20 protein-coding genes and 1 riboswitch are annotated in these 24487 nt (G+C 36.8%); of the genes, 14 read left to right on the top strand and 6 right to left on the bottom strand.

Annotated features, from left to right (window positions below):
- Window positions 1-60: 60 nt before the first annotated feature.
- Window positions 61-176, bottom strand: a riboswitch (TPP riboswitch).
- A 71-nt stretch (window positions 177-247) separates the two neighbouring features.
- The gene (gene lldP / locus AC1Q8N_RS19940; RefSeq protein ID WP_493521344.1) at window positions 248-1909 is read right to left on the bottom strand and encodes an L-lactate permease; all 1662 of its coding nucleotides are present in this window, start codon (window positions 1907-1909) and stop codon (window positions 248-250) included.
- A 285-nt stretch (window positions 1910-2194) separates the two neighbouring features.
- Here lldP and AC1Q8N_RS19935 point away from each other — a divergent pair, with 285 nt between their 5' ends.
- Window positions 2195-2512 carry a magnetosome magnetite crystal formation protein family gene (locus AC1Q8N_RS19935; protein WP_098049196.1) on the top strand — a complete coding sequence of 106 codons (318 nt, stop codon included), beginning with the start codon at window positions 2195-2197 and terminating at the stop codon, window positions 2510-2512.
- A 118-nt stretch (window positions 2513-2630) separates the two neighbouring features.
- On the opposite strand, the gene AC1Q8N_RS19930 is transcribed toward AC1Q8N_RS19935, so the two are convergent.
- Window positions 2631-3122, bottom strand: a complete 492-nt coding sequence (locus AC1Q8N_RS19930; protein WP_098643163.1) for a metal-binding protein — start codon at window positions 3120-3122, stop codon at window positions 2631-2633.
- Window positions 3123-3172: 50 nt separating this feature from the next.
- Window positions 3173-3538: a YkvA family protein gene (locus tag AC1Q8N_RS19925; protein WP_098643164.1), complete on the bottom strand. Its 366-nt coding sequence runs from the start codon at window positions 3536-3538 to the stop codon at window positions 3173-3175.
- Window positions 3539-4083: 545 nt separating this feature from the next.
- On the opposite strand from AC1Q8N_RS19925, the gene AC1Q8N_RS19920 reads away from it, so the two are divergent.
- The 6 genes from AC1Q8N_RS19920 (at window position 4084) to AC1Q8N_RS19895 (ending at window position 13348) form a co-directional block, all read left to right on the top strand.
- On the top strand, window positions 4084-6012 hold the full coding sequence (locus tag AC1Q8N_RS19920; protein ID WP_048542574.1) for an LTA synthase family protein: 1929 nt from the start codon (window positions 4084-4086) through the stop codon (window positions 6010-6012).
- Window positions 6013-6640: 628 nt separating this feature from the next.
- On the top strand, window positions 6641-7525 hold the full coding sequence (locus tag AC1Q8N_RS19915) for a D-amino-acid transaminase (protein ID WP_002008975.1): 885 nt from the start codon (window positions 6641-6643) through the stop codon (window positions 7523-7525).
- 209 nt (window positions 7526-7734) lie between these two features.
- The gene (locus AC1Q8N_RS19910) at window positions 7735-9477 is read left to right on the top strand and encodes a C40 family peptidase (RefSeq protein ID WP_048542576.1); all 1743 of its coding nucleotides are present in this window, start codon (window positions 7735-7737) and stop codon (window positions 9475-9477) included.
- Window positions 9478-9822: 345 nt separating this feature from the next.
- Entirely contained in the window at window positions 9823-11034 is a 1212-nt protein-coding gene (locus tag AC1Q8N_RS19905; protein ID WP_098076500.1) for a NupC/NupG family nucleoside CNT transporter, read from the top strand.
- A gap of 260 nt (window positions 11035-11294) precedes the next feature.
- The gene (locus AC1Q8N_RS19900; protein WP_000794329.1) at window positions 11295-12050 is read left to right on the top strand and encodes a GGDEF domain-containing protein; all 756 of its coding nucleotides are present in this window, start codon (window positions 11295-11297) and stop codon (window positions 12048-12050) included.
- Entirely contained in the window at window positions 12047-13348 is a 1302-nt protein-coding gene (locus AC1Q8N_RS19895; RefSeq protein WP_000988744.1) for a glycosyltransferase family 2 protein, read from the top strand. Before AC1Q8N_RS19900 ends, AC1Q8N_RS19895 begins: the two co-directional genes overlap by 4 nt.
- A 613-nt stretch (window positions 13349-13961) precedes the next feature.
- Here AC1Q8N_RS19895 and opuD read toward each other — a convergent pair.
- Entirely contained in the window at window positions 13962-15476 is a 1515-nt protein-coding gene (gene opuD / locus AC1Q8N_RS19890; protein WP_048542583.1) for a glycine betaine transporter OpuD, read from the bottom strand.
- A 664-nt stretch (window positions 15477-16140) separates the two neighbouring features.
- On the opposite strand from opuD, the gene AC1Q8N_RS19885 reads away from it, so the two are divergent.
- From AC1Q8N_RS19885 to AC1Q8N_RS19870, 4 genes are all read left to right on the top strand, one after another.
- Window positions 16141-17019: a cell wall-binding protein EntA gene (locus AC1Q8N_RS19885; RefSeq protein WP_000733337.1), complete on the top strand. Its 879-nt coding sequence runs from the start codon at window positions 16141-16143 to the stop codon at window positions 17017-17019.
- Between the two features lie 79 nt (window positions 17020-17098).
- A complete protein-coding gene (locus AC1Q8N_RS19880) occupies window positions 17099-17401 on the top strand; it encodes a DUF3910 family protein (RefSeq protein WP_098076503.1) in 303 nt (100 codons plus the stop codon).
- 298 nt (window positions 17402-17699) lie between these two features.
- On the top strand, window positions 17700-19319 hold the full coding sequence (locus tag AC1Q8N_RS19875) for an SWIM zinc finger family protein (protein WP_493521343.1): 1620 nt from the start codon (window positions 17700-17702) through the stop codon (window positions 19317-19319).
- Complete coding sequence (locus AC1Q8N_RS19870) at window positions 19303-22059, top strand: DEAD/DEAH box helicase (protein ID WP_048542590.1); 2757 nt, start codon at window positions 19303-19305, stop codon at window positions 22057-22059. The genes AC1Q8N_RS19875 and AC1Q8N_RS19870 overlap by 17 nt, the downstream gene beginning before the upstream one ends.
- Window positions 22060-22235: 176 nt before the next feature.
- Here AC1Q8N_RS19870 and AC1Q8N_RS19865 read toward each other — a convergent pair whose 3' ends face one another.
- Entirely contained in the window at window positions 22236-22721 is a 486-nt protein-coding gene (locus tag AC1Q8N_RS19865; RefSeq protein WP_048542591.1) for a VanZ family protein, read from the bottom strand.
- 110 nt (window positions 22722-22831) lie between these two features.
- On the opposite strand from AC1Q8N_RS19865, the gene AC1Q8N_RS19860 reads away from it, so the two are divergent.
- Together AC1Q8N_RS19860 and AC1Q8N_RS19855 are read left to right on the top strand one after the other, a co-directional pair.
- Complete coding sequence (locus tag AC1Q8N_RS19860) at window positions 22832-23056, top strand: DUF1659 domain-containing protein (protein ID WP_087985939.1); 225 nt, start codon at window positions 22832-22834, stop codon at window positions 23054-23056.
- 94 nt (window positions 23057-23150) lie between these two features.
- Complete coding sequence (locus AC1Q8N_RS19855) at window positions 23151-23366, top strand: DUF2922 domain-containing protein (protein WP_048542594.1); 216 nt, start codon at window positions 23151-23153, stop codon at window positions 23364-23366.
- 19 nt (window positions 23367-23385) lie between these two features.
- Here AC1Q8N_RS19855 and AC1Q8N_RS19850 read toward each other — a convergent pair whose 3' ends face one another.
- Window positions 23386-23784, bottom strand: coding sequence for a DUF4359 domain-containing protein (locus AC1Q8N_RS19850; protein ID WP_000731403.1), 399 nt, complete (start codon window positions 23782-23784; stop codon window positions 23386-23388).
- 194 nt (window positions 23785-23978) lie between these two features.
- On the opposite strand from AC1Q8N_RS19850, the gene AC1Q8N_RS19845 reads away from it, so the two are divergent.
- Window positions 23979-24485 carry a competence protein ComK gene (locus AC1Q8N_RS19845; RefSeq protein ID WP_098847573.1) on the top strand — a complete coding sequence of 169 codons (507 nt, stop codon included), beginning with the start codon at window positions 23979-23981 and terminating at the stop codon, window positions 24483-24485.
- Window positions 24486-24487 lie beyond the last annotated feature (2 nt).

The following is a 24487-nucleotide window of genomic DNA, read 5'->3' as shown; positions in this document are numbered from 1 at the left end:
CCAAAATAAAAAGAGCCAGGTCCATAAAAAAATAAGGACCTGGCTCATAAAGACATCATTATGTAAAGCCGTTAACTTCCCTACGCTGGTACGAGCCAGATCAGGTCCAAAGGGTTAAGAAGTTCACACGCTTCTCTCTCAGCCTACGCATACGTTAGGCACCCCTAGTTTATCACTGATTTAATTTTCAATACTTTCCCATCATACACTATAATCTGAAAAATGCAAACTTTATTTCTTTTGTTGTTTATGGAATCATCCACGTTAAATAATATGCCTGTACATACGTCATAATACCAACAATAATTACGAAGAATAAACTATGCTTCACTGTAAAGCGGAATAAATCTGATTCTTTTCCAGCAAGTCCAACTGCCGCACAAGCAATTGCAATCGATTGCGGAGAAATCATTTTTCCTGTTACACCGCCCGTTGTATTTGCTGCAACGAGAAGTACTTCAGATACACCGACTTGCTGCGCTGTAATCGCTTGTAAATTCGAGAACAGTGCATTCGCTGACGTATCGGATCCTGTTAAAAATACACCGATCCAGCCTAGGAATGGTGAGAAGAACGGGAATAGTCCGCCAGTTCCTGCAAGTGCTAATGCTAATGTAGAAGATAGACCAGAATAGTTTGCGATAAACGCAAATCCTAATACGAATCCGATAGATAGAATTGGCATCTTAAGCTCATTTAACGTTTCTTTAAATGTTACTACTGCATCTTTTGCACTCATTTTCAAAATAAAGATAGAAATGATACAAGCAATTAAAATTGCTGTTCCCGTCGCTGATAAAATATCTAATTTCAAGATTGCTTCATAAGGCGTCGGTTTATTTACAATTGGCTCTGCTTTCATTACTAAATTGTGTAAGCCTGGAACTTCAAACTTAAACACAAGGCTTTCCAAAGCACCGCCTGGAGCAAATAACGCTTTAAAGAAACTTTGGCTCCAAATGACTACCATCACAGTTAAAATAATGAATGGAGACCATGCTTTTACTACTTTTCCTACCGTTAGTTTTGGCATAGATGTTGCCGTCGTTGTCGCAGCTACTTCACTATTTGCTTGTTTAGACTGATAAATTTCTTTCGGCTGCCAAACTTTTAAGAATAGCGATAAACTCACTAAACTTACTAGTGCTGACGTAATATCCGGAAGTTCTGGTCCTAAGAATGTCGCTGTAATGAACTGCGTAATTGCAAATGAGCTACCTGCTACAAATAGAGCAGGCCATGTTTGTCTTACCCCTTTAAATCCATCCATTAAAAATACGATAAAGAACGGAACAAATAATGATAAGAACGGTAATTGATGCCCAGCCATTTGTCCAATTTTATGCGGATCAATACCTGTTACTTGTCCAGCAACTGTAATCGGAATTCCCATCGCTCCGAACGCTACGGGTGCCGTATTTGCGATTAAACAAAGACCCGCTGCATATAAAGGATTTAACCCAAGACCTGCAAGAAGCGCTGCGGTAATCGCTACTGGTGCACCAAATCCTGCTGCCCCTTCCAAAAATGCTCCAAATGAAAAACCGATTAAAATAACGAGTAAACGATGGTCATTCGTAATGGATAATACAGATGCACGAATCACATCGAATTGACCTGTTTTCACAGATATTTTATATAAAAATACCGACATAATGATAATCCAAGCAATTGGCCATAGTCCGTATAAGAAACCATATCCCGTCGCTGCCATCGCCATCGTGAACGGCATCTTATAAGCGAATAATGCAGCTAAAATTGTAAGTACAACTGTAATAAATCCTGCCACATACCCCTTCATGCGGAAAACTGCTAAAGCTAAGAAAAAAAAGATAATCGGAATAAGTGCGACCACTGCCGAAATCCAAATGTTTCCGAACGGATCATAAACTTGTGTCCATGTGTTCATTGTTCTCTCCCCCTAAAGAATCCCCTTTTAAATAGAATAACCTCATCAATAGACTATCAGGTCATCATACCTTTAAGCCTAAAAATAAAAAAACGCCAAAGAAAACGTTTTCATTAATTTTATCACAACACTTTCCACTAAAAAAGATTTTTTTGAAAATTTTATTATTTATCATGGAAATCTTACAAAAACGTCACGTTCTTGTAATGTTCATCGATAGGAAGCTCGCTACATTTCCTGCATAATAAAGGTATAACAACGGATATTATTTATGAGGTGATATATATGAATGGAAACAAAATATTAGCAGCTTTATCATACTTTAGTGTATTATTTGCCCCTATCTTATTCCCTATCATTGTGTGGATTGTGGGCGATTCTGAAACGAAACCGCACGCAAAACGCGCTCTATGGACACACATCATTCCAACCATCGCGGCATTTATTGGATTTATTATTCTAGGAATTATGGGTATCGGATCGAATCAACCAGACGTAACACTTGGCATTGGAGCAATGATTGTCTTATGTATTTGCGGCATTATTAGCTTATACTACTTCATTTGGAACATCGTAAAAGGTATTAAAGTGCTGAAAGCTTAAGTTTAAACAAACGTTTGATTAAAACAGTACGCATCATAATAAATGAAGTTTTATCGGCGATACGACAATCTTTTAATAAGAAAAAAACCGTCCCAAAATACCTTTTGGGACGGTTTTTTTATCTTCTGCGTCTCTTCTTTTTTCTCATCATTTTCTTGCGGCGCGTATTCACTTTATCCGCTATAATGTGAAGCGTACTTGCCACAACAATTCCCATTATGAACGTTACAATTTCAACTTCATGTTCCTTCGCAATTTCTATTAAATTCCCATCAAGCGCGATTACATTTAATAGGAATAAAAACGGAGAAAACACAATTAACATGTATGCAATACGAATCACATCACCAAGTATAATTGTATGTGTAAAGAAGGATCGATGCGGCATGACCTTCTTATACGGATACCAAAATATACGTAGGAACCCCCATTTATTATACGCATTACTATATGTATCTAAATCCGGCGTTAAAAATGAAGTACCTACTAAAAAGCCAATTGCAAAAGTTAATAAAAAATCCAAGTTTGTTAATCCATACGAAAAGAGCATAAACAAAACAACCGGAAGGGATATTAAGTTTATTTTCGTATGCGTTCTTCCTGATGGCATAATGCACTTCCTCGCTTACGTTCGCCCTGTCACCATATGACAGTTCTCACCTATTGATCTAATTTCTGATCGATAAAGGATGTGTCTATATCCGAACCAAACCATTCTGCCAACTTCACTCGTGCCTTATCTTTCACCTCTTCATTGACGTATAACGACGCTTGTAATAGAGCAGCCATTAACGCCCCTAAATCATCTGTATAACCAACTCCAGCAATGAAATCTGGGATGGCATCAATTGGTGCAATAAAATAAGCAAGTGCTCCAATCACAATAATTTTCACTCGCTTTGGAACATCAGGTCTTTGCAAAACATAAAACAATAATAGACTTGCATAAATGACCGACTGTCCCGCTTGCTTTGAAACATGTTTTGCTTTCTTCCAAAACGCTTCAACTGAAAATTTTTGTTCCATGTAAAAGCCTCCCTATTTTTTTAAAGAAATAAGCTACAATATGTTATCAGTAAAAGTTCATCAAAATTACACATAATCTATCAATGAACTTTCATTGTAACAAACAAACGAAAAAAGAACAAGTGTTCGTTAATTTTTACATACTTCCCTTCATATAATAGGTTTCTAGATAACCACTCACCCATTGTCATTTCTTATTTCTCAACAAGAAAATTTTCACTTTCACTGAACATTCTGCTCTACCTTTGTTATATTTTCTAGTTGACGGACATATAAACGAATGTTAAAGTTTTCTCTGGTAGTGACAAATCTCATACAAAAAATGTAAAATGTTATAGTGTTTCTCAGAAATGAATTTTGTTGTATAATACAGAAATGACGTTATGCTTATGAGCAGCACAAGAAACCAAAAGGGTATGCATAGTTATAGTCGTATATGGGTGAATATAGAACCTCTAATTATGGCCAAGAAAACTATGTATTTTTTATTTTAGCATTTTTCGCTCCAAAATCGACCAAGCCTGATAGAGAAAGGGTGGAAATGAATGAAAGAAACCTTGAAATCACAATTTCAAAATGTGCGTTTCACTGTATTCGTAGCTTTAGCTTTATGGCTGAAGACGTATCTTATTACACGCACAAGCTTTGATTTAAAACTTGAATCTTTCATGCAAGAATTCATTTTATTCCTTAGCCCATTAGCAGCATCATTACTGCTTGTTGGTCTTGCATTATTTGCAAAAGGGAAAAAACGTAACTATATAGCACTTGGAATTAATTTTGTTTTAACAATCGTTCTTGTTGGTAACGTAATGTTCTACGGATTCTACAATGACTTCGTTACTTTACCAGTACTAGGACAAACATCTAACTTTGGAAGTTTAGGTTCTAGTGTGAAAGAATTGTTTAACTACAAAATTATCCTTGCATTTGCTGATATTATTGTATTCTTCATTTTATTGAAGAAGATGAAGAATTTTGCACCGACAGAACGTGTAGCACGCCCAATGCGTTCCCTATACTTCGTGTCAACAGTTGCTATTTTCTTCGCAAACTTAGGACTTGCAGAAGCTGAACGTCCTGAACTATTAACACGTTCATTCGACCGCGTTATGCTTGTTAAAAACTTAGGTTTATATGTACACCAAGTGTATGATCTTGGCTTACAAGCAAAATCAAGTTCACAAAAAGCTTTTGCTGACGGTAGTAAATTACAGGAAACAGAGAACTACGTAAAAACAACGCAAAGCAAACCAGATCCAAATATGTTTGGTACTGCAAAAGGGAAAAACGTAATTGTTGTCTCTCTTGAGTCATTACAAACATTCTTAATTGGTGCAACAGTTAACGGACAAGAAGTTACACCATTCTTAAACCAATTTACGAAAGAAAGTTATTACTTTGATAACTTCTTCCATCAAACTGGGCAAGGAAAAACATCTGATGCTGAATTCTTAGTAGATACTTCCATGTATCCACTAGACCGTGGTGCTGTATTCTTCACACACGGTAATAACGAATATACAGCAACACCAGAAATTTTACGTGAGCAAGGATATCACACATCGGTATTCCACGCGAACAACGCAACATTCTGGAACCGTAACATTATGTATCCGGCACTTGGTTATGATCGTTACTACAACGAGCTTGACTACAAGATTACGCCAGAAACAAAATTAAATTGGGGATTAAAAGATATCGAATACTTCGATCAATCTATCGATATGTTAAAAGAAGTGAAGCAACCGTTCTATACTCGCTTCCTTACTTTAACAAACCATTACCCATTCACTTATGATGACAGCACGAAATTAATCGATGAATACAATTCTGGTGATGGCGTATTTGACCGTTACATGGTAACTGCTCGCTATTTAGACGAAGCAATGAAACACTTTATTGAGCGTCTAAAAGCAGAAGGCATTTACGACAACTCAGTTATCGTATTCTACGGTGATCACTACGGTATTTCTGAAAACCATAACCGTGCAATGGCACAGTTCTTAGGAAAAGAAGAAATCACTGCATTTGACCATATGAACTTACAAAAAACACCGATGTTTATTCACGTTCCAGGTCAAAAAGAAGGTAAAACAATTTCAAAACCAACTGGTGAAATTGACATTAAACCAACAATTCTAAACTTACTTGGTGTAGATTCTACGAATCAAGTTCAATTCGGTCATGATGTATTCTCACCTGATAATAAAGGATTCGTTGTTCTTCGTGACGGTAGCTTCGTTACAGATAAGTACATGTACACGAACAGTACATTCTACGACCGTACTACTGGCGAAGTTGTACAATTACCAAAAGAAGAATCTCAACCACTCATTGATCGTGCCCAAAATGAATTGAACATGTCTGACAAAATCATTGAAGGTGACTTACTTCGCTTCTCTGAAAGTAATAAGACCAAAACTGGTGAAGTAAAGACGGCTATTAAAGAAGAAAAGAAGAGCGCTGAGTAATCTCAGCCTCTTTTTTTTATATTTCTCCATACAATCACTTATATTCATTAACTTTAACATTACATAACCTTTACCAAATATTAACATAGGATTAACGAAACATCTCTATAATAAAATATGTAAGCAAGGTTCTATATATTTCTTATCTCTCATTTGTAATAAGATCCCTTAAAGAAATATATGAATCGTTTATTTCTACTTTCTTATAATTGTCTTTCAATATGTTTTGTTTCCATACACAAAACATTCAATAAGACGATGTCCCTATGAAAGATAGCTACCCTCCTTGTGCAGCATTCCATCAGAATGTTGCTTTTTTTTATTCAAAAGCAGGATTCTTATTTCTCATTTTCGAATTTGTATATACAAAATGCTGTAAAAGTGAAACTTTAATCAGCCCTCACCAATCGGGCATTTACGGGCCGTTATTCGCCCTCTTCACTTCTTTGCTCCAGCCGAATTTTTAGCAGGAGTTTTACTGCCCACAAATAGCGAGGTAAATCATTACTACTTCTCTACCATTTACAAATACATATACGTCATATGTAAAGAAGTACTCACATAGAAATTACTATAGTGATTTTTATTCCGAATGAAAGCTTCACTTTACTTATGCACTTACGAAAGGATGGGACGGAAATTGGCATATGAAAGATTTGTACTTTGGAATGATGCAGTTATTGATACAACGAAACAAAAAACGTACATAGAACTTGAAGAAAGAGGCTTGCAGTTTGGAGATGGTGTCTACGAAGTTATTCGCCTATATAAAGGAAACTTTCACTTATTAGATCCGCATATCACAAGACTATATCGCTCCATGGAAGAAATAGAATTATCACTCCCTTTCTCAAAAGCAGAACTTATTATCCTACTTTACAAACTAATTGAAAATAATAATTTCTACGAAGATGGAACGATTTATTTGCAAGTATCTCGCGGTGTACAAGCTCGTACCCACACATTCTCATATGACGTCCCTCCGACAATCTATGCCTATATTACGAAGAAAGAAAGACCAGCGTTATGGATTGAATATGGTGTACGTGCTATATCAGAACCAGATACGCGCTGGCTACGCTGTGATATCAAATCATTAAATTTATTACCTAATGTATTAGCCGCTACGAAAGCTGAACGTAAAGGTTGTAAAGAGGCTCTTTTCGTACGAAATGGTACTGTAACTGAGGGAAGCTGTTCTAATTTCTTTCTCATAAAAAACGGAACTCTCTACACACATCCAGCCAATCACCTTATTTTAAATGGCATCATTCGTCAGTATGTCCTTTCTTTAGCGAAAACCCTTCGCATTCCGGTAAAAGAAGAACTGTTTAGCATTCGCGATGTTTATCAAGCGGATGAATGTTTCTTTACAGGAACGACGATTGAAATTTTGCCGATGACTCACCTTGATGGAACTGCAATTCAAGATGGTCAAGTTGGCCCTATCACAAAAATGCTACAAAGGTCATTTTCTCAAAGCTTGTTACAATCCAATATGTCATCTTCTTAAATACGAATAATTTCTAACCTTTCTACATTCAATATATGTATTTAAATGGAAATCAAGGTGTAATTTATGCCTTGATTTTTTCTTGTAATCTTTTTGTCATATTCAGATTCCCGCATAAGTCTTGACAGTAATCGACATGCTCTTTAGAATTTTTAACAGTTGGTAAATATTTCTTAACTACATTACAGACAGAAAGGAATCGACAAATTATGAAAAAATACCTTGCCGGTCTTGCGGCAGTGTCTGTAGCAGGAGGAGCAGCACCTACACTTGATAGTGTTCAAGCTGCCCCTGAACAAAATACACAAAAAGCTGCTACAACTGTCCTAGCTTCTGCATCAAACAGCTCATCTTATACGGTAAACGCTAGCGTATTACATGTTCGTGCAGGATCAAGTACTTCTCACGACATCATCTCTCGCGTTTATAACGGTCAATCACTAAACGTGATTGGCGAAGAAAATGGTTGGTTCAAAATTAACATTAATGGAAAAACAGGCTTTGTTAGCGGTGAATTTGTATCAAAAAATGGTGCAAGCAATTCCAATGTAAGTACAACAGGTGGAAACAATAAAGTTACTGCTGATGTATTACGTGTACGTACCGCTCCTAACACTTCTAGTTCTGTTTCAGGACGTGTATATGAAGGACAAGCATTAAACGTAATTGGTCAAGAAAATGGTTGGGTGAAAATCAACCATAATGGACAAGTTGGCTATGTAAGTGGCGAATTCGTATCTGGTGTTTCTTCTAATGCAGGTTCTTCAAACAACAATACGAATAATAACAACCAAGAATCTGTAAAACCAGCAAGCGGAAACTATACAGTAAATGTATCTTCCCTTCGTGTTCGTACAGGTCCTAGCACTTCTCACACAACTGTAGGGTCTGTTACAAAAGGACAAGTTGTACAAGTTGTTGGCGAAGTTCAAGATTGGTTCAAAATCAATTACGCTGGACAAGCTGCTTACGTAAGCAAAGACTACGTAACAAAAGGCGGTTCTAGCGACAACGTTACACAAGGTAACAAACAAGAACAAAATAATAATGTAACCGTTCAAACTGGTGGTACTTACGTTGTTAACGCAACATCTCTACGCGTTCGTACAGGCCCTGCTGCTTACCATAGTGTAATTGGTGGCGTGTTAAATGGGACTACATTAAACGTAGTTGGATCTGAAAACGGTTGGTTTAAAGTAAACTATCAAGGAAAAACAGGTTTCGTTAGTAGCGAGTTTGTAAAATTCGTTAAAGGTGGCACTGCTACTCCTGAACAACCAAAACAACCTGAAAAGCCTAACCAAGGCGCAATTGGTGACTACTACATTAATGCTTCTGCACTAAATGTACGTAGTGGCGAAGGTACAAATTATAGAATCATAGGAGCACTTTCACAAGGACAGAAGGTGCAAGTAATCTCTGAAAACTCTGGATGGAGTAAAATTAACTACAGTGGTAAAACTGGTTACATCGGAACACAGTTCCTATCAAAAACACCAGTTGGCGGCGCTGTAAATAATAAACCTAACAACAATACTAATCAAAATAACAATAATACAAGCAATAACAACAATACAGGTAATAACAGCGGTGATGTTTCTGCCATTCTTGCATATGCAAAATCAATGCAAGGCGTACCATACGTTTGGGGCGGTAGTTCTGCTAACGGTGTTGACTGCAGTGGTTATATCTACCACGTATATAAGAAATTTGGTCATAAAATGAGCCGTACAAATGTTGCAGGATATTGGAATAGCTTACCGAAAACTTCAAATCCACAACCAGGTGACTTAATTTATTTCCAAAATACTTATACAGCAGGACCTTCTCACATCGGTATTTATCTTGGGGGCGGATCATTTATCCAAGCCGGAGATAAAGGTGTCGCAATCGCTTCATTAAGCAATTCTTATTGGAGTAAGCACTTCTTAGGTTATACGAAAGCACCTTAAGTTATATTTTAGAGCCTTCTAGATTACTAGAAGGCTCTTTTTAATATATGTCACCTATATCCCCGAAAAAAATAATGTATCTATTTCCCTATTTCATACACTATATTCTACAAAAATACTCCATAACGTTATCATAATGTATATTTTTACATAAAAAACATAACCTATTTCATGTTTAATCATTTTATATGTGTTTTTTTAAAGAATTTTCTTTTTATTTAAACTTTTCGTTAGACGTTTGACCTCCGATGTCCATTATGATAAGTTACTTAAGATGTTATATTCGTAAACGTATAGACAACTGGTTTATACACTTTTTTACTATGAGGAAGGAGCATACACTGCATGAATCTTTTATGGGGAATTGGCGGCGTGATTGGAGTATTAGCAATTGCTTTCTTACTATCTTCCAACCGCAAAGCTATTAATTGGCGCACAATTTTAATCGCGCTAGCATTACAAATGTCATTTTCATTTATCGTATTACGATGGGATGCCGGAAAAGCAGGTTTAAAATACGCTGCAGATGGCGTTCAAGGATTAATTAATTTTTCTTACGAGGGAATTAAGTTCGTTGCTGGGGATTTAGTCAACGCAAAAGGCCCTTGGGGATTTGTTTTCTTCATTCAAGCACTACTTCCAATCGTATTTATTAGTTCATTAGTTGCAATCTTATATCATTTCGGTATTATGCAGAGATTTGTTAGTGTCGTTGGTGGCGCATTAAGTAAACTTCTTGGAACTTCTAAAGCAGAAAGTTTAAACTCAGTAACAACTGTATTTTTAGGACAAACTGAAGCTCCAATCTTAATTAAACCTTACTTAGCACGTTTAACAAATAGTGAATTCTTCACTATTATGGTAAGCGGTATGACAGCTGTTGCCGGATCAGTTCTTGTCGGCTATGCAGCAATGGGTATTCCGTTAGAACACTTATTAGCAGCAGCAATTATGGCAGCTCCATCAAGTTTATTAATTGCAAAACTAATTATGCCAGAAACAGAAGAAGTAGATAATAACGTTGAGCTTTCTACAGAACGTGAAGATGCAAACGTTATTGACGCAGCGGCACGTGGTGCATCTGAAGGTATGCAACTTGTTATTAACGTAGCAGCAATGTTAATGGCTTTCATCGCATTAATCGCTTTATTAAATGGTCTGTTAGGATTAATTGGCTCTCTGTTCCATATTAAACTTAGCCTTGATTTAATCTTTGGTTACTTACTATCACCATTTGCAATCTTAATCGGGGTTTCTCCTGGTGAAGCTGTACAAGCAGCAAGCTTTATCGGTCAAAAACTTGCAATCAACGAATTCGTTGCATATGCAAACTTAGGACCACACATGGCAGAGTTCTCTGCAAAAACAAACTTAATTTTAACATTCGCAATCTGTGGATTCGCAAACTTCTCTTCTATCGCAATTCAATTAGGTGTAACAGGAACGTTAGCTCCTACTCGCCGTAAACAAATTGCACAGTTAGGGATTAAAGCAGTTATCGCTGGTACATTAGCAAACTTCTTAAATGCAGCAGTTGCAGGTATGATGTTCCTATAAAATGACGCAAAGTCTCCTCTTTCTAAAGAGGGGGCTTTTTATTATATGTTGTATATTTTTTTGGTATATATTAAATACTTTATGCTTAAATATAAGAACATTATGATACAATAATTAATAAGTCTGTTTATTTTTTCTTGCAAAAGAGAGATACTACTTGTTGTTGCTCTCCAAAATAACCTAGTCATCCGGTCTATTTCTTAATAATTGCGCATACTACAAGTATCCTTGCATGAATTACCTTTAAGGAGGAAAGTTTTGTGAAAAATAATTTCTATAAAGTCCTCTCTATGTGGATTTTACAAATTTTATTTTATTTTACAACTGTACATGTAACGCAATATGAGCATGCTCTCATTTTTACAATTATATATGTAATTGTTAATGTACTATTTCTATTATTAACTGATAAAACCGCATTTGTTCTTTTTATATTAGGAACCATTACTTCGGTATTCTATCTGTTCTACCAAGCATGGCTTTACTTATGGAGCACATCAGAACAATGGGAATACATTATTACTCACTTCCTAATGGCAGCAAACTTCTTCATCGTATATATCTCCACTCATTTATTAAAGAAGGTTATTCATGAAAATAAAGAATTAACCGAACGTGTGAGAATATTAGAACAATACATTGGAGAATCAAAATTATTAACAAGACAAGAATTCGAAAGACGACAAGCATTATTAATCACTGCAATGAATCGTCGTAATGAAACAGGTGTTATTATTTACTTTGATTTCAATTCCTTTAGTAAATATACAAAGGAAAGTGTTATGAACCGTGTAGCTTCATTATTAGTTGAAACGATAAGAGATGACTTTGATCTTGCTGCTGAATACGATAATAATAAGCTAGTTATTTTATTACAAAACACAAATGAAGCCGGTGCTGACATTGTAATGAACCGTCTAAAGCCAAAAATGGAGCAATGGCTTGCTGCTGAAGCGATCCAAGATATACAAATTTCACGCGAGCAAATTGGGAACAAAGGAAAGACGTTATTATGATGACACTCGTTATACTGCTTTTATTCCTTCTGTTTTGCGTACTCGTTTTTTGGATTAGTATCACATTTTCGATTAAGTATATACTTATCTTTACAGCCTTTCTATTCTCTGCCTTACTTGTTTACTATTCTTTCTTAACACTCGCAGGTTTAGTTCACCGAAATAGTAAACGAAAGGATCGTACGCTAGAACATTATCCAAGCGTCGACATTTTAATACCAGCCCACAATGAAGGGGTCGTTATTAAAGATACCTTAGAGGCGATGGCAAAGATTGAATATCCAGGTAAACTAACTGTTTATTTATTAAACGATAACTCTCAAGATGAGACACCTGAAATTGGTGACGATTTTGACAAAGCTTATGCTCATATTCGTCACATTCGTGTTCCGGCGGGTGAACCAAAAGGGAAATCGCGTGTATTAAACTATGGTCTTAGTATTTCAGATGGTGAATACTTCTGTGTGTATGATGCAGATAACCAGCCTGAACCACATGCACTGCGAATGCTTGTAGAACACGCTGAAACAACCGAGGATGCTGTTGGAGCTGTTGGTCACGTTCGTACTGTAAATGAAAACAGAAACTGGCTAACACGAATGATTTCATTAGAATTTCAAATCTTCCAGCTCCTTATGCAATCAGGACGTTGGTTACTATTCCAAACAGGTTCACTAACAGGAACAAATATGCTTCTTCGTCGCTCTGCATTAGAAGAACTTGGCGGCTATGACCCGTATGCAATTGCAGAAGACGCTGAATTAACATTACGAATTACACAAAAAGGCTATCTCTTACCGATCGTTCCAGAATCAATTACATGGGAACAAGAACCTGAGCATTTAAAAATCCTTATTAAGCAGCGTACACGTTGGCTCCAAGGGAACTTGTACATTTTAGAAAAAATGTTTTCTTCCTTAAGTTTCTTTAAAGGAAAACTTCTCGTCCATTCCTTACAACAAGTTTTAGTGTATGTTGTATTTTGGCTATTCTTAATCATTTCGAACGTTTGGTTTGTAATTGGGTTACTCGGGATATTCCAAATTCAATATAGCATTCCGCTACTATTTATGTGGTATGTCGCATATATTACATATGTTTCTCAATTATTTAGTGCCCAGAGTGTGGAACGAACCTTTACACCAACTAATATTTTTATTAGTGTTATCATGTACTTTACGTACGCACAGCTCTTTACGTACTTATTCATTCGCAGCTTAATTTTATACTTACGTGCAAAGAGCAAGAAACAAGTCATTGGCTGGGATAAAACAGTTCGATTCAAAAAAGAAAAGTAAAACTTTAATCAGTGGGAGTTCTCCCACTGATTTTTATTTTGTAAATAAAAATCAGCACAGAGCGCCGTATGCTCTGTGCTGATTTATTGCCGTATAAATTATATATATCAGACAATACCCCTTAGCTGAAAGTAATTTCACGTCCATCCCCCAACGAACGATTGACCTTCATTTATATACGAAAAAGTGATTGCTATTTTTGTAGAACCAATTGCTTCTCTTGCTGTTCTTTGCGCGTTTCAGTCTTAGGTTCCGTGCTTTCTTGGACACTACGATGTGCCACACGTTTCAAACAAATATGCTTCCACTTTCTTTCGTAACGTTTCATTATTCTAGATGTCCCCCTTGAATGCGCTTTAAAACTATTTGAAATCGCTTACAGGAAATAATATAGCACATATACATAAACGTGACAACACATTTCCGACAATTTTTTGTCAAAAATACAAATAGAATCCGCAAGATATCGAACATTGTCGAAATTCATCGATTTATCTTCGTATAAAAGGCATACTACTTATATAGTAAAGTATTTTATTTCCCTTACGTGGAGTTCAAATTCCTTCTATATAAAAAAGAGCTGATACATAATCAGCTCCTTTTCCTTCTATTATTAATGACGCTTCATACGTCCTTCTTTTTGTAACTCTTTAAATAATGCTGCCATCATAAAGAAAATAACGAAGACGAATGGGAATGCTGCTATGATAGCTGCCGTTTGTAAGGCTTCTAATCCCCCTACATATAATAAGATAGAAGCTAACGCTGCTAGAACGATACCCCAGATCATTTTAATGCGGTTTGGTGGATTTAAACTACCATGTGTCGTTAACATTCCTAAAACGAATGTCGCAGAATCTGCAGATGTAATAAAGAATGTAGAAATAAGAAGAATTGCTAGCACAGATAAAGCCGATCCAAAGCTTCCCATCTGATCAAACATAGCGAATAACCCTACTTCTGTTCCCATCTCTTTAATTTTTTCAAAGATATGTGCATCACCAAACAGTTCCATATGAATACCAGTCCCGCCGAAAACAGAGAACCAAAGCGCACCGATTACAGTCGGTACGAGTAACACACCGATAACAAACTCGCGAATCGTACGTCCTCGTGAAACACGGGCAATAAATGTACCTACGAATGGTGACCATGCAATCCACCATGCCCAATAGAAAATTGTCCATGACTGAACCCATTGATTTCCGCCTTCATCTAATGGACTTAAACGGAAGCTCATGCTTGGCAATTCCTGAATATAAGAACCGATTGTTGAAGTGAAGTAATTCATAATAAAGTTTGTTGGACCTGCAAATAATACAATAATCATAAGTGCAAACGCCAAAATAATATTCGCATTACTTAAATATTTAATTCCTTTATCAAGACCTGTTTGCGCAGATAACATAAATAACACGGTTACGATTGCAATAATAACTAACTGTGTCGGCAATGAATTCGGGATAGATGTTAAATAACTAACACCACCAGCAATTTGTTTCGCACCAAGACCTAATGATGTTGCAACACCAAACACAGTTGCGAAAACAGCTAACACATCAAATGAATGAGCAATACGTCCATGTTCCCCACCTTTAAATAACGGACCTACTGTCGCACTAATCGTACTTGCTTTTCCTTTTCTAAAAGTAAAGTAAGCAATACACAGCGCTACAAATGCATATAGTCCCCACGGATGTAATCCCCAATGGAAAAATGAAAAACGTAGTGCAAGACGCGCACTTTCCTCAGTTGCACCTTCTCCAAACGGAGGTGCGTACAAATGGTTTAATGGTTCGGCAACGCCCCAGAAAACTAAACCAATACCCATACCAGCGCTAAATAGCATAGCAAACCATGTCATATAACTATAATCAGGTTCATCATCATCTTTACCTAAACGAATAGAACCGTATTTCGAAACAATTAAAAAGATAGACACACCTAAAATAATAGAAACAGAAATAATATAGAACCATCCAAACTTACTAACCAATACCGTTTGAATCGCAGTCGTCACATTTCCTAGGCTACCTTTTCCAATAATAGATTCGGGAATAATCCCCCAAATTGTAAATGCAATACATAATGTTAATGAAACGATGAATGTTTTTGTCAGTTTCCTCATCAAATCCCCCTTCGTAGGTTTCACTTTTGTAAATAACATAAATTCCGATATGTAAAATCGGATAGAAAACTATAATTTTACGGTGATTTTCTTACTTTCACCTTCACCAATTCGAATTCTTATGGACAGCCTTACCTTCCGTATAACCTTTTCACTCTGCAAGAGCTATAAGATCGAAATACTGCTGTCAAATTGTGTGAGAAAAATGCGGATGGGAATGTATTTTCCCAAAAAAGGATGTGTTACAGATGTAAAAAAGGGCATTTTTCTTCCTTGCAACCCTTTCTTTTTGTAACAATTATGCGGTTTTTTTGCTAGTATATAGCACGTGTTTATAGTTTCACAAACGAAATGTTTATGTTTATATAACTATATTACCCATAAAACGGCAAAATACTCAAGGAATGTAACCGTTTAGTAAACATTATGTAACACTCCTGTAATATTTTTATTTACGCCGAAAAATATATGTTGTATTAAATATTTTGAATATAAGTAGAAACCTACTAATCACATAGAATGAAAAACGCTTTCCTATATTTTTTGTTATATTACAGGATGTTAACGACTGATTACGAATGGTTTGTAATTGTGTGTTTTCCCGAAATCCGAAAAAATCTGTTGCTATAATGAGGACACGAAAACAAACGCAATGGAGGCTATCATGAAAAAATTAATTGGAATAGCAACAGCAGCAGTTTTTGGTCTTGGGATTTTCACATCATCTGCTAATGCAGAAACTGTTGTAACAACAGACGTACTAAATGTACGCGAAAACCCTACTACGGAATCAAAAGTTGTCGGTAAATTACTAAACGGGAATAAAATAGATGTTCAAAATACAGAGAACGGATGGTCAAAAATCACTTTAGATGGTAAAGACGCATTCGTAAGTACAGAGTTTACAAAAAGCATCTACTACGTAACAGCTAACGTATTAAACGTACGTGCTGAAGCGAACACAAACTCAGAAATTCTTGGAACGTTGAAGAAAGACGATATGATCGAAACAACGAACCAAGTACAAAATGAGTGGTTACAATTTGAATATAACGGGAAAACAGCTTATGTTCACGTTCCTTTCTTAACAGGTACAGCACCTGTTATCGAGAAACAAGAACAACCTGCTCCTGCTAAAACTGTAGCACCAGCTAAAGCGCAAGCACCTGCAGCACAAGCAAAACCAGCTGCTAAGCCTGCTGTGAAAGCTGCTGAGACTAGCGAACCTTCTAATGGTCGTGAGTTAACAGTTGTAGCTACAGCATATACAGCTCACCCGAGCGAAAACGGTGGCACATACGGTGGCCGTGTATTAACTGCAATGGGTCATGACTTAACAGCGAACCCAAACATGAAAATGATCGCTGTTGACCCGAAAGTAATTCCATTAGGATCTAAAGTATGGGTTGAAGGTTACGGAGAAGCTATCGCTGGAGATACTGGCGGTGCAATTAAAGGTAACCGTATCGACATTCTACTTGGATCAGATAGCGCTGCTCAAAAATGGGGACGCAAAACTGTTAAAGTGAAAATTTTAAAATAACCAATGACTGCTAAAGCCGGTTCTCTTTGTTGAGAGCTGGCTTTTATTTTTTTATAATAACTATAAGGAGGTTATGTTCATGAATGTACAAGCAAAAATAGACTGGATCGGTACACCAAAACCGTATATATATAAAGATGAAGTAACATACGACGCTACTTCCATTGACTTTTCACTCGCTGGCGATGACAATCGATATAAATTAATTGTGCTCAGCTTTGAAGAAAATACACATTACAAAATTATCCAATATGGAATCAAACCCGGCTCACAAAAGCCATTTCCTATCGATATTCCATTCGAACAAAACATGTTACCAATTATAGAACAAATATTACATGATCCATATGTGCAAGCGATATTAAAGGAAACGCGCTCATAATTGTAAAAAAGGATATCACCTCGCCGGATTTTTTCGGCTAAGTGATATCCTTTTTATTTCTCCTTCGTAAACAAGAGTAGAGAAAAATATATTAACGGTTCGACACGAAATATCGATTTACCGACAAAGATTGACAAGAGAAGTAAACTACAAAAAAGATGCCGTTCAAAAATATTGAAAAACACCTTTCCATCTCCATTCACAGTTACAATATGATAATCCAAATTTCATTTTTTCTGTTTTGAGCATTTTTTGTTTATAATGGTAAAGGAAAGAAATATGTGTACGGAGGAATATTATGCTGCAACACTCAATTACGAAAGATGAAATTATGATGATTGCGAATGAGTTCGTTCAAGGACTAGATCCACAGCAAACAGCTGATCAGGAACATGTCGCTACAGCTCGGCACCTATATCGTAGTGGTGTTGTCTACAACGTTGACTTTGATGGTTATACGCTATCAGGAACTGTAGATGCTGCAGGCAGCGTATATAGCGTCCATATCCCGATTCGTAACGTCGCTGAAAGCTATTGCGATTGCTTTGCACCAACGCAATGTGAGCATATGCTCGCTGTTTTACTATCTGCAGCATCTAGTTTCGGGCAAGTAGGGGATGTATTAACTTTATTTAAAAATAATACGAAACCTTCCCTTCCTCCTATTCGAACTGCAAGACAAGTATTGCAATCATCAGCGTTTGAAGAAACGGATTATAAAAGTTGGCAATCGTATTTTGACAACGAATATGAATCATTTAAAAAAGAACAAGCTCGGCTTACTTATAAACAAATGTATTTTCTTATGAGTATTTTTACAGACTTCTATACGAAACTCGAGCGGAAAGCTCCGCGTATCGTTGCGATACATGAGTTGTTCAGGCTACACGCAGCGCTTTATTGCTTTCAAAAATTATTAAAAGAAATTCAGGACTTCGAAGCAAATAAAACGTATTCTTATCACCAGCCTGTTAACGTCGTTCGCTTATTTGTAGATAAAGTGGAATCCATCGTTCGGGACTTACAATCAGAAGCGATTCCTTCAGAGTCTGAAGCAATTTTGCAAGAAACAGCTCGTCTCGTTCACGAAGTATTCTTCTCCACTGACGCCTATACGCAAGAAAGATTTTTTATTTATCGTCACATATGGAGTGAACTCTTACACAATAAAGAGAAACTGCAAGAAGAAGAAAAGCGCATAGATACGAAAATCAATCCACTTTCCAAAGCATTAGCATCTTCTCACCTACTCTTTTTAAATGACGAAGACCTATTAGCGATGGACTTACTAAAAAAACAGCCTGCTTCTGTTGTAAGTCTGTACTTCTATTGGTTAGAAGAGCTATTAAATACAATGGAGTGGGATCGTGCGAAAAACTGGCTTTCCTTTACGTATAAACAAGTGAAGAAAACGATACATGAGCACGAAAATACGATTTTCATAAAAGATATCGTTCGCTTATTTGTCATCATGTATGAAACGTATGCAACCCATACAAATGAACAAGCCGGACTCGAAATGATTTTGCAAGAGCTACTACCATATAGTTTCGCAAACTATGAGCAATACGTACTCGCGAAAAAGCAATATCGTACATGGGCAGAACTTCAGCTCTTACATGGGTTTGAAGCAATTGAACTTTTGAAAGAGCCGCTGAAAGATATTGAAAAGGAAGCACCAGAAGCAGCCCTTCCTCTTTATCACCTTGCTGCTACCGAGGCCATTGAAGAGCGAAACCGCAAATCATATAGACGTGCAGTTCGTTACTTAAAGAAATTACGTACATTATATAAACGATTAAAGCGCACTGATGAATGGGATGCTTTCATTATTCACATCGCAAACTTACATTCACGTCTGCGTGCACTACAAGAGGAATTACGGAAAGGAAAATTAATCGATGATCAATCAAACTGAAGTAACAATTAGGCTCCAGCACGTTAGTCAAGGTTGGTTCCTTTGGGGAGAAGATGACAGCGGTACTCCATTATCCGTAACAAGTTGGAAACGAAATGCATTTACGTGGCACTCCACTTCCTTCTACGGCACGTTTCTAAAGGAAGCAACCTTTGAAGGAAAACAAGGTGTTATGCTAACAAACGCACAAGCATTTGAATACATCGCTAATAAACCGATGAACTCCTTTGCCCATATTCAAATGAATGGCCCTATTACAGCACTTACGAAAGATGCGAACGAATTATGGGATGCCTTCACAAGCGGTAGCTTCGTACCTGATATGGAGCGTTGGCCCAAACAACCATCTTGGAAAGTGCAAAATACCCCAATCGAAGATGACACATTGGCATCTCTTTTCTCGGCCGCGGTAAATGAAAGCATATTACAAGATAACCGTTCAAACGATGGATGGGAAGATGCAAAGAGACTTTATGAACATTACGACTTTACGAAAAGACAATTGGATGCAGCACTACATGAAGAAGATTGGCTTCGAAAAATCGGTTACATTGAAGATGACCTTCCCTTTACAATTGGACTACGGCTACAAGAGCCGCAAGAAGAATTTGAAATGTGGAAGCTTGAGACAATTGTTACACCAAAGCGCGGGGCACATCGCATATATGTATATGAAAGTATCGATTCTTTGCCAAAACGATGGCACGATTATGAAGAACGTATTCTTGAAACACAAGAAGGATTCAGTAAGCTCGTACCGTGGTTAAAAGAAGGCGATGCATTCCGAAGTGAGCTCTTTGAAACAGAAGCGTGGAACTTCTTAACAGAAGCAAGTAACGAATTACTCGCTGCAGGTATTACGATTTTACTGCCATCCTGGTGGCAAAATTTAAAAGCGACAAAACCAAAATTACGTGTGCAACTGAAGCAAAATGCCACGCAAACGCAATCTTTCTTTGGCATGAATACACTCGTTAATTTTGACTGGCGAATTTCAACGAACGGCATTGATTTATCAGAAAACGAATTTTTCGAACTCGTTGAACAAAACAAACGATTATTCAATATAAATGGTCAATGGATGAGACTGGACCCAGCCTTTATCGAAGAAGTACGAAAGCTTATGAACCGTGCCGATAAATATGGACTCGAAATGAAAGATGTCCTTCAGCAACATTTATCAAACACTGCTGAAACAGAAATTGTAGAAGAAGATAATCCATTTACCGATATTGAAATCGAGCTAGATGGATATTATGAAGAGCTATTCCAAAAACTATTGCACATTGGAGATATTCCAAAAGTAGATGTCCCTTCTGCACTAAACGCAACACTCCGTCCGTATCAACAACATGGCATTGAGTGGTTATTATATTTAAGAACGCTTGGATTCGGAGCATTATTAGCTGACGACATGGGACTTGGAAAAAGCATTCAAACGATCACTTACTTACTATATATAAAAGAGAACAATCTCCAAACAGGCCCTGCTTTAATCGTGGCACCGACATCTGTTCTTGGAAATTGGCAAAAAGAATTTGAGCGTTTCGCACCAAATTTACGTGTTCAGTTACATTATGGAAGTAACCGAGCGAAAGGCGAATCATTTAAAGACTTCCTTCAATCAGCAGATGTTGTATTAACATCTTATGCATTAGCTCAGCTTGATGAAGAAGAACTTAGTACGTTATGCTGGGATGCTGTTATTTTGGATGAAGCACAAAATATTAAAAACCCACATACGAAACAGTCGAAAGCAGTACGAAACTTGCCAGCAAATCACAAAATCGCTTTAACCGGTACACCGATGGAAAACCGACTTGCCGAGCTTTGGTCTATTTTTGACTTCATTAATCATGGATATCTCGGCAGCTTAGGACAATTCCAGCGCCGCTTCGTCTCACCAATTGAAAAGGACCGTGACGAAGGAAAAATCCAACAAGTTCAACGTTTTATCTCGCCGTTTTTACTGCGTCGTACGAAGAAAGATCAAACCGTCGCATTAAACTTGCCTGATAAACAAGAACAGAAAGCGTACTGTCCACTTACTGGTGAACAAGCTTCCTTATATGAACAACTTGTTCAAGATACATTGCAAAATGTAGAAGGATTAAGCGGGATTGAAAGACGCGGATTTATATTACTCATGCTGAACAAACTTAAACAAATTTGTAACCATCCTGCTCTTTATTTAAAAGAAACAGAACCAAAAGACATCATCGAACGTTCCATGAAAACGAGCACACTAATGGAACTAATTGAAAATATAAAAGATCAAAATGAAAGTTGTTTAATCTTCACACAATACATCGGTATGGGGAACATGCTAAAAAATGTGTTAGAAGAACATTTCGGTCAGCGCGTCCTCTTCTTAAACGGTAGTGTACCGAAGAAGGAACGTGACAAAATGATCGAGCAGTTCCAAAACGGAACGTATGACATTTTCATCTTATCGTTAAAAGCAGGTGGAACTGGCTTAAACTTAACCGCTGCCAACCATGTCATTCACTACGACCGTTGGTGGAATCCAGCTGTAGAAAACCAAGCAACAGACCGCGCATATCGTATTGGTCAAAAACGCTTCGTTCACGTTCATAAACTTATTACAACGGGGACACTCGAAGAGAAAATTGATGAAATGTTAGAAAGAAAGCAATCCTTAAACAATGCCGTCATTACAACCGATAGTTGGATGACCGAACTATCTACAGATGAACTAAAAGAATTGCTTGGTGTATAAAGTGAAACTTTAATCAGTGGGGGTTTTCTTCATCCCACACTGATTATTAGTTGAACCAATCGGACTTTTATGGGCAGTTGATCCCCCACCTAACTTCTTTGCTCTCGCTGAATTTTGAGGTGGGGGTCTTACTGCCCATTAAAGCGGGATAAACAAAAGGAGCTAATCTCAAAAGATTAGCTCCTTTTTCTACTCCAAAACCAATTGCTTATTATAATTCCTGTTAATCCGCCGCACGTATCCAGTAATGAATCTTGCCACATCGGTGTACGATCTCCCGTAGTCCATTGATGAATTTCATCAAATGTTGCATATCCCGCAACGAATAGAAGAGCGTATAGGAAGCACCTTTTTCTCGAATAACCCGATCGATGAAAAGCATAATACGTCAATGAACCGAGCATAAAGAACACCATAAAATGAGCACCTTTACGAAGGAAAAACTCAATAAATCCGCCTACACCTTTATTTGCAATGCTAACAGGTGTACCACCACCATAATCGATAGATACCCACGAGAAATGCTCTTTCACAAACTCAACATTTACATATTGTTCAATATCCGAACGCATATCCTGCTTTTTATATGGTTGTGCCGAGGAATAGAAAATCAACCCCATCCATAGTAAAACAGGAATCCAAAATAACCATTTACGATTCATTCTTCCGAAACCCCTCTCTTAGTCTTTTAAGCGTACCAAAAAAAAGAATAAATTTCACGCCAAAACATGACATTTGCACCCTATTTATAAAGTGAAAGGGGGTGATAAACATGGCAGTCGAAACAATCGTAACGGACTTAACTTTACGTCTTGTCTTAAACAATGGATTAGATCAGAACGGAAAAACAGCTTTTAAGCAAAAACAATTTAAGCGTGTTAAAACAAACGCAAACTTAGAGCAAGTACAAAACGTAGCACGTGCTCTTGCTTCTTTACAAGCATCACCGCTTCACGCTATACAACTTGTTAGCACATCAGATCTTTCTACCCTATAAGGTGGAACTTTAATCAGTGGCGGGCATCCTCCGCTGATTACACCGATCGCCCTACCCGCATATAACACGATAAATAAAAAGGAGGAAATAAAGTATGCAAGTACTAGAATTAATTTTCGCGAAAGAAGATGGAAAAACAGTTGTTTTTTCTATCGAGAAACCTATCACACCCGTCGATGCACAAGTCGTAAATCAAGTAATGGATACCATCCTTGCCTCATCTGTATTTTCATCAATTAATGAAAATACCCGAAAAAAAGGAGCCCGTCTCGTAGAAAAGAAAGTATCTGAAGTTCCAATTAACTTATAAACAAAAAGACGAATCTGCATCATTTTGCAGATTCGTCTTTTTTCTTCGGCATTTCAATCGGAATAAAGATTTTTGAAAAACCGACGCATACATATTTATAATGTTCTCCGCCTATATCAAACTCGGTCGTATATGTTGAGAAGAAAATATAATCATTTCGCTTTGTATAATTCTCGATTAATAATCCAACTTGTGGCTCAACATATTTTTTCGCCAACTTCTTACCAGCCGATGCTAAATCGCCAAGGAGACCTTCTTCATTTTCCTTTTGAACTTCGTCTAGCTTCTTACTTACATCATTACGTTTCATAAACTGCTTCGCTGCCCAATCCGTATATTCACCTTTACTCGGATTACTATTTGCTAAATATACTAGAAGAACAACAACTAGAGCCATAATAATATACTTTTTCTTCATACTATCTCACCGCCTACTCTTTTCTATTTTCATATATATGTACAAGCGATGCAAATTAGAAAGACTAACATCTATTGATTGTAAACGAATAGTCAAAATTTACAATATGAAACAGAATATTAATAATCAATTTACTTAATTCGTATATAATTATATTTGGTATTACTATCATTTATAAGGGAGGAATCAAATTTATGAATGAAGAAAATGATATTATTATTTCTAATTCTACAATGATGCTGGAACCTTACAAGCACCCTTATTATCGCACCAAAATTATCGACAGTAGCGGGAACCATCTTTACTCCTGTCAAACTGCTCTCCAACTCATCAAGCAATCTTGTCTAACCAATGTTCACTCTACTTATCAAGGTAGACGTAATGCAGTCCAAACAAACTTTAAATTCAAACAAAATGTCCCAATTCCAATTAATCATCGAGAATATATTTGTGCTTTCCCGACAGAATCTCCTTCTTCTCCAAACTGTATATGGCTATTTTATAACCATATAGATGACATAGAATTTTTCAAAAAGAGCAAAAAAACTAACATTCATTTTTCAAATGGCACTACTACAACAATACATATCAGTCCCCATAAGTTAAAACAACAATTATTAAAAGCTGGATACGTATTATCACGTATGAACATGCAAGATTCACTACAATTCAAAAACCTCTTATTACATTTACTACCTTAACA

The sequence above is a fragment of the Bacillus sp. GW823-FHT06B01 genome, assembly GCF_058952315.1.
This window is presented reverse-complemented; position numbering and strand designations above follow the sequence as displayed.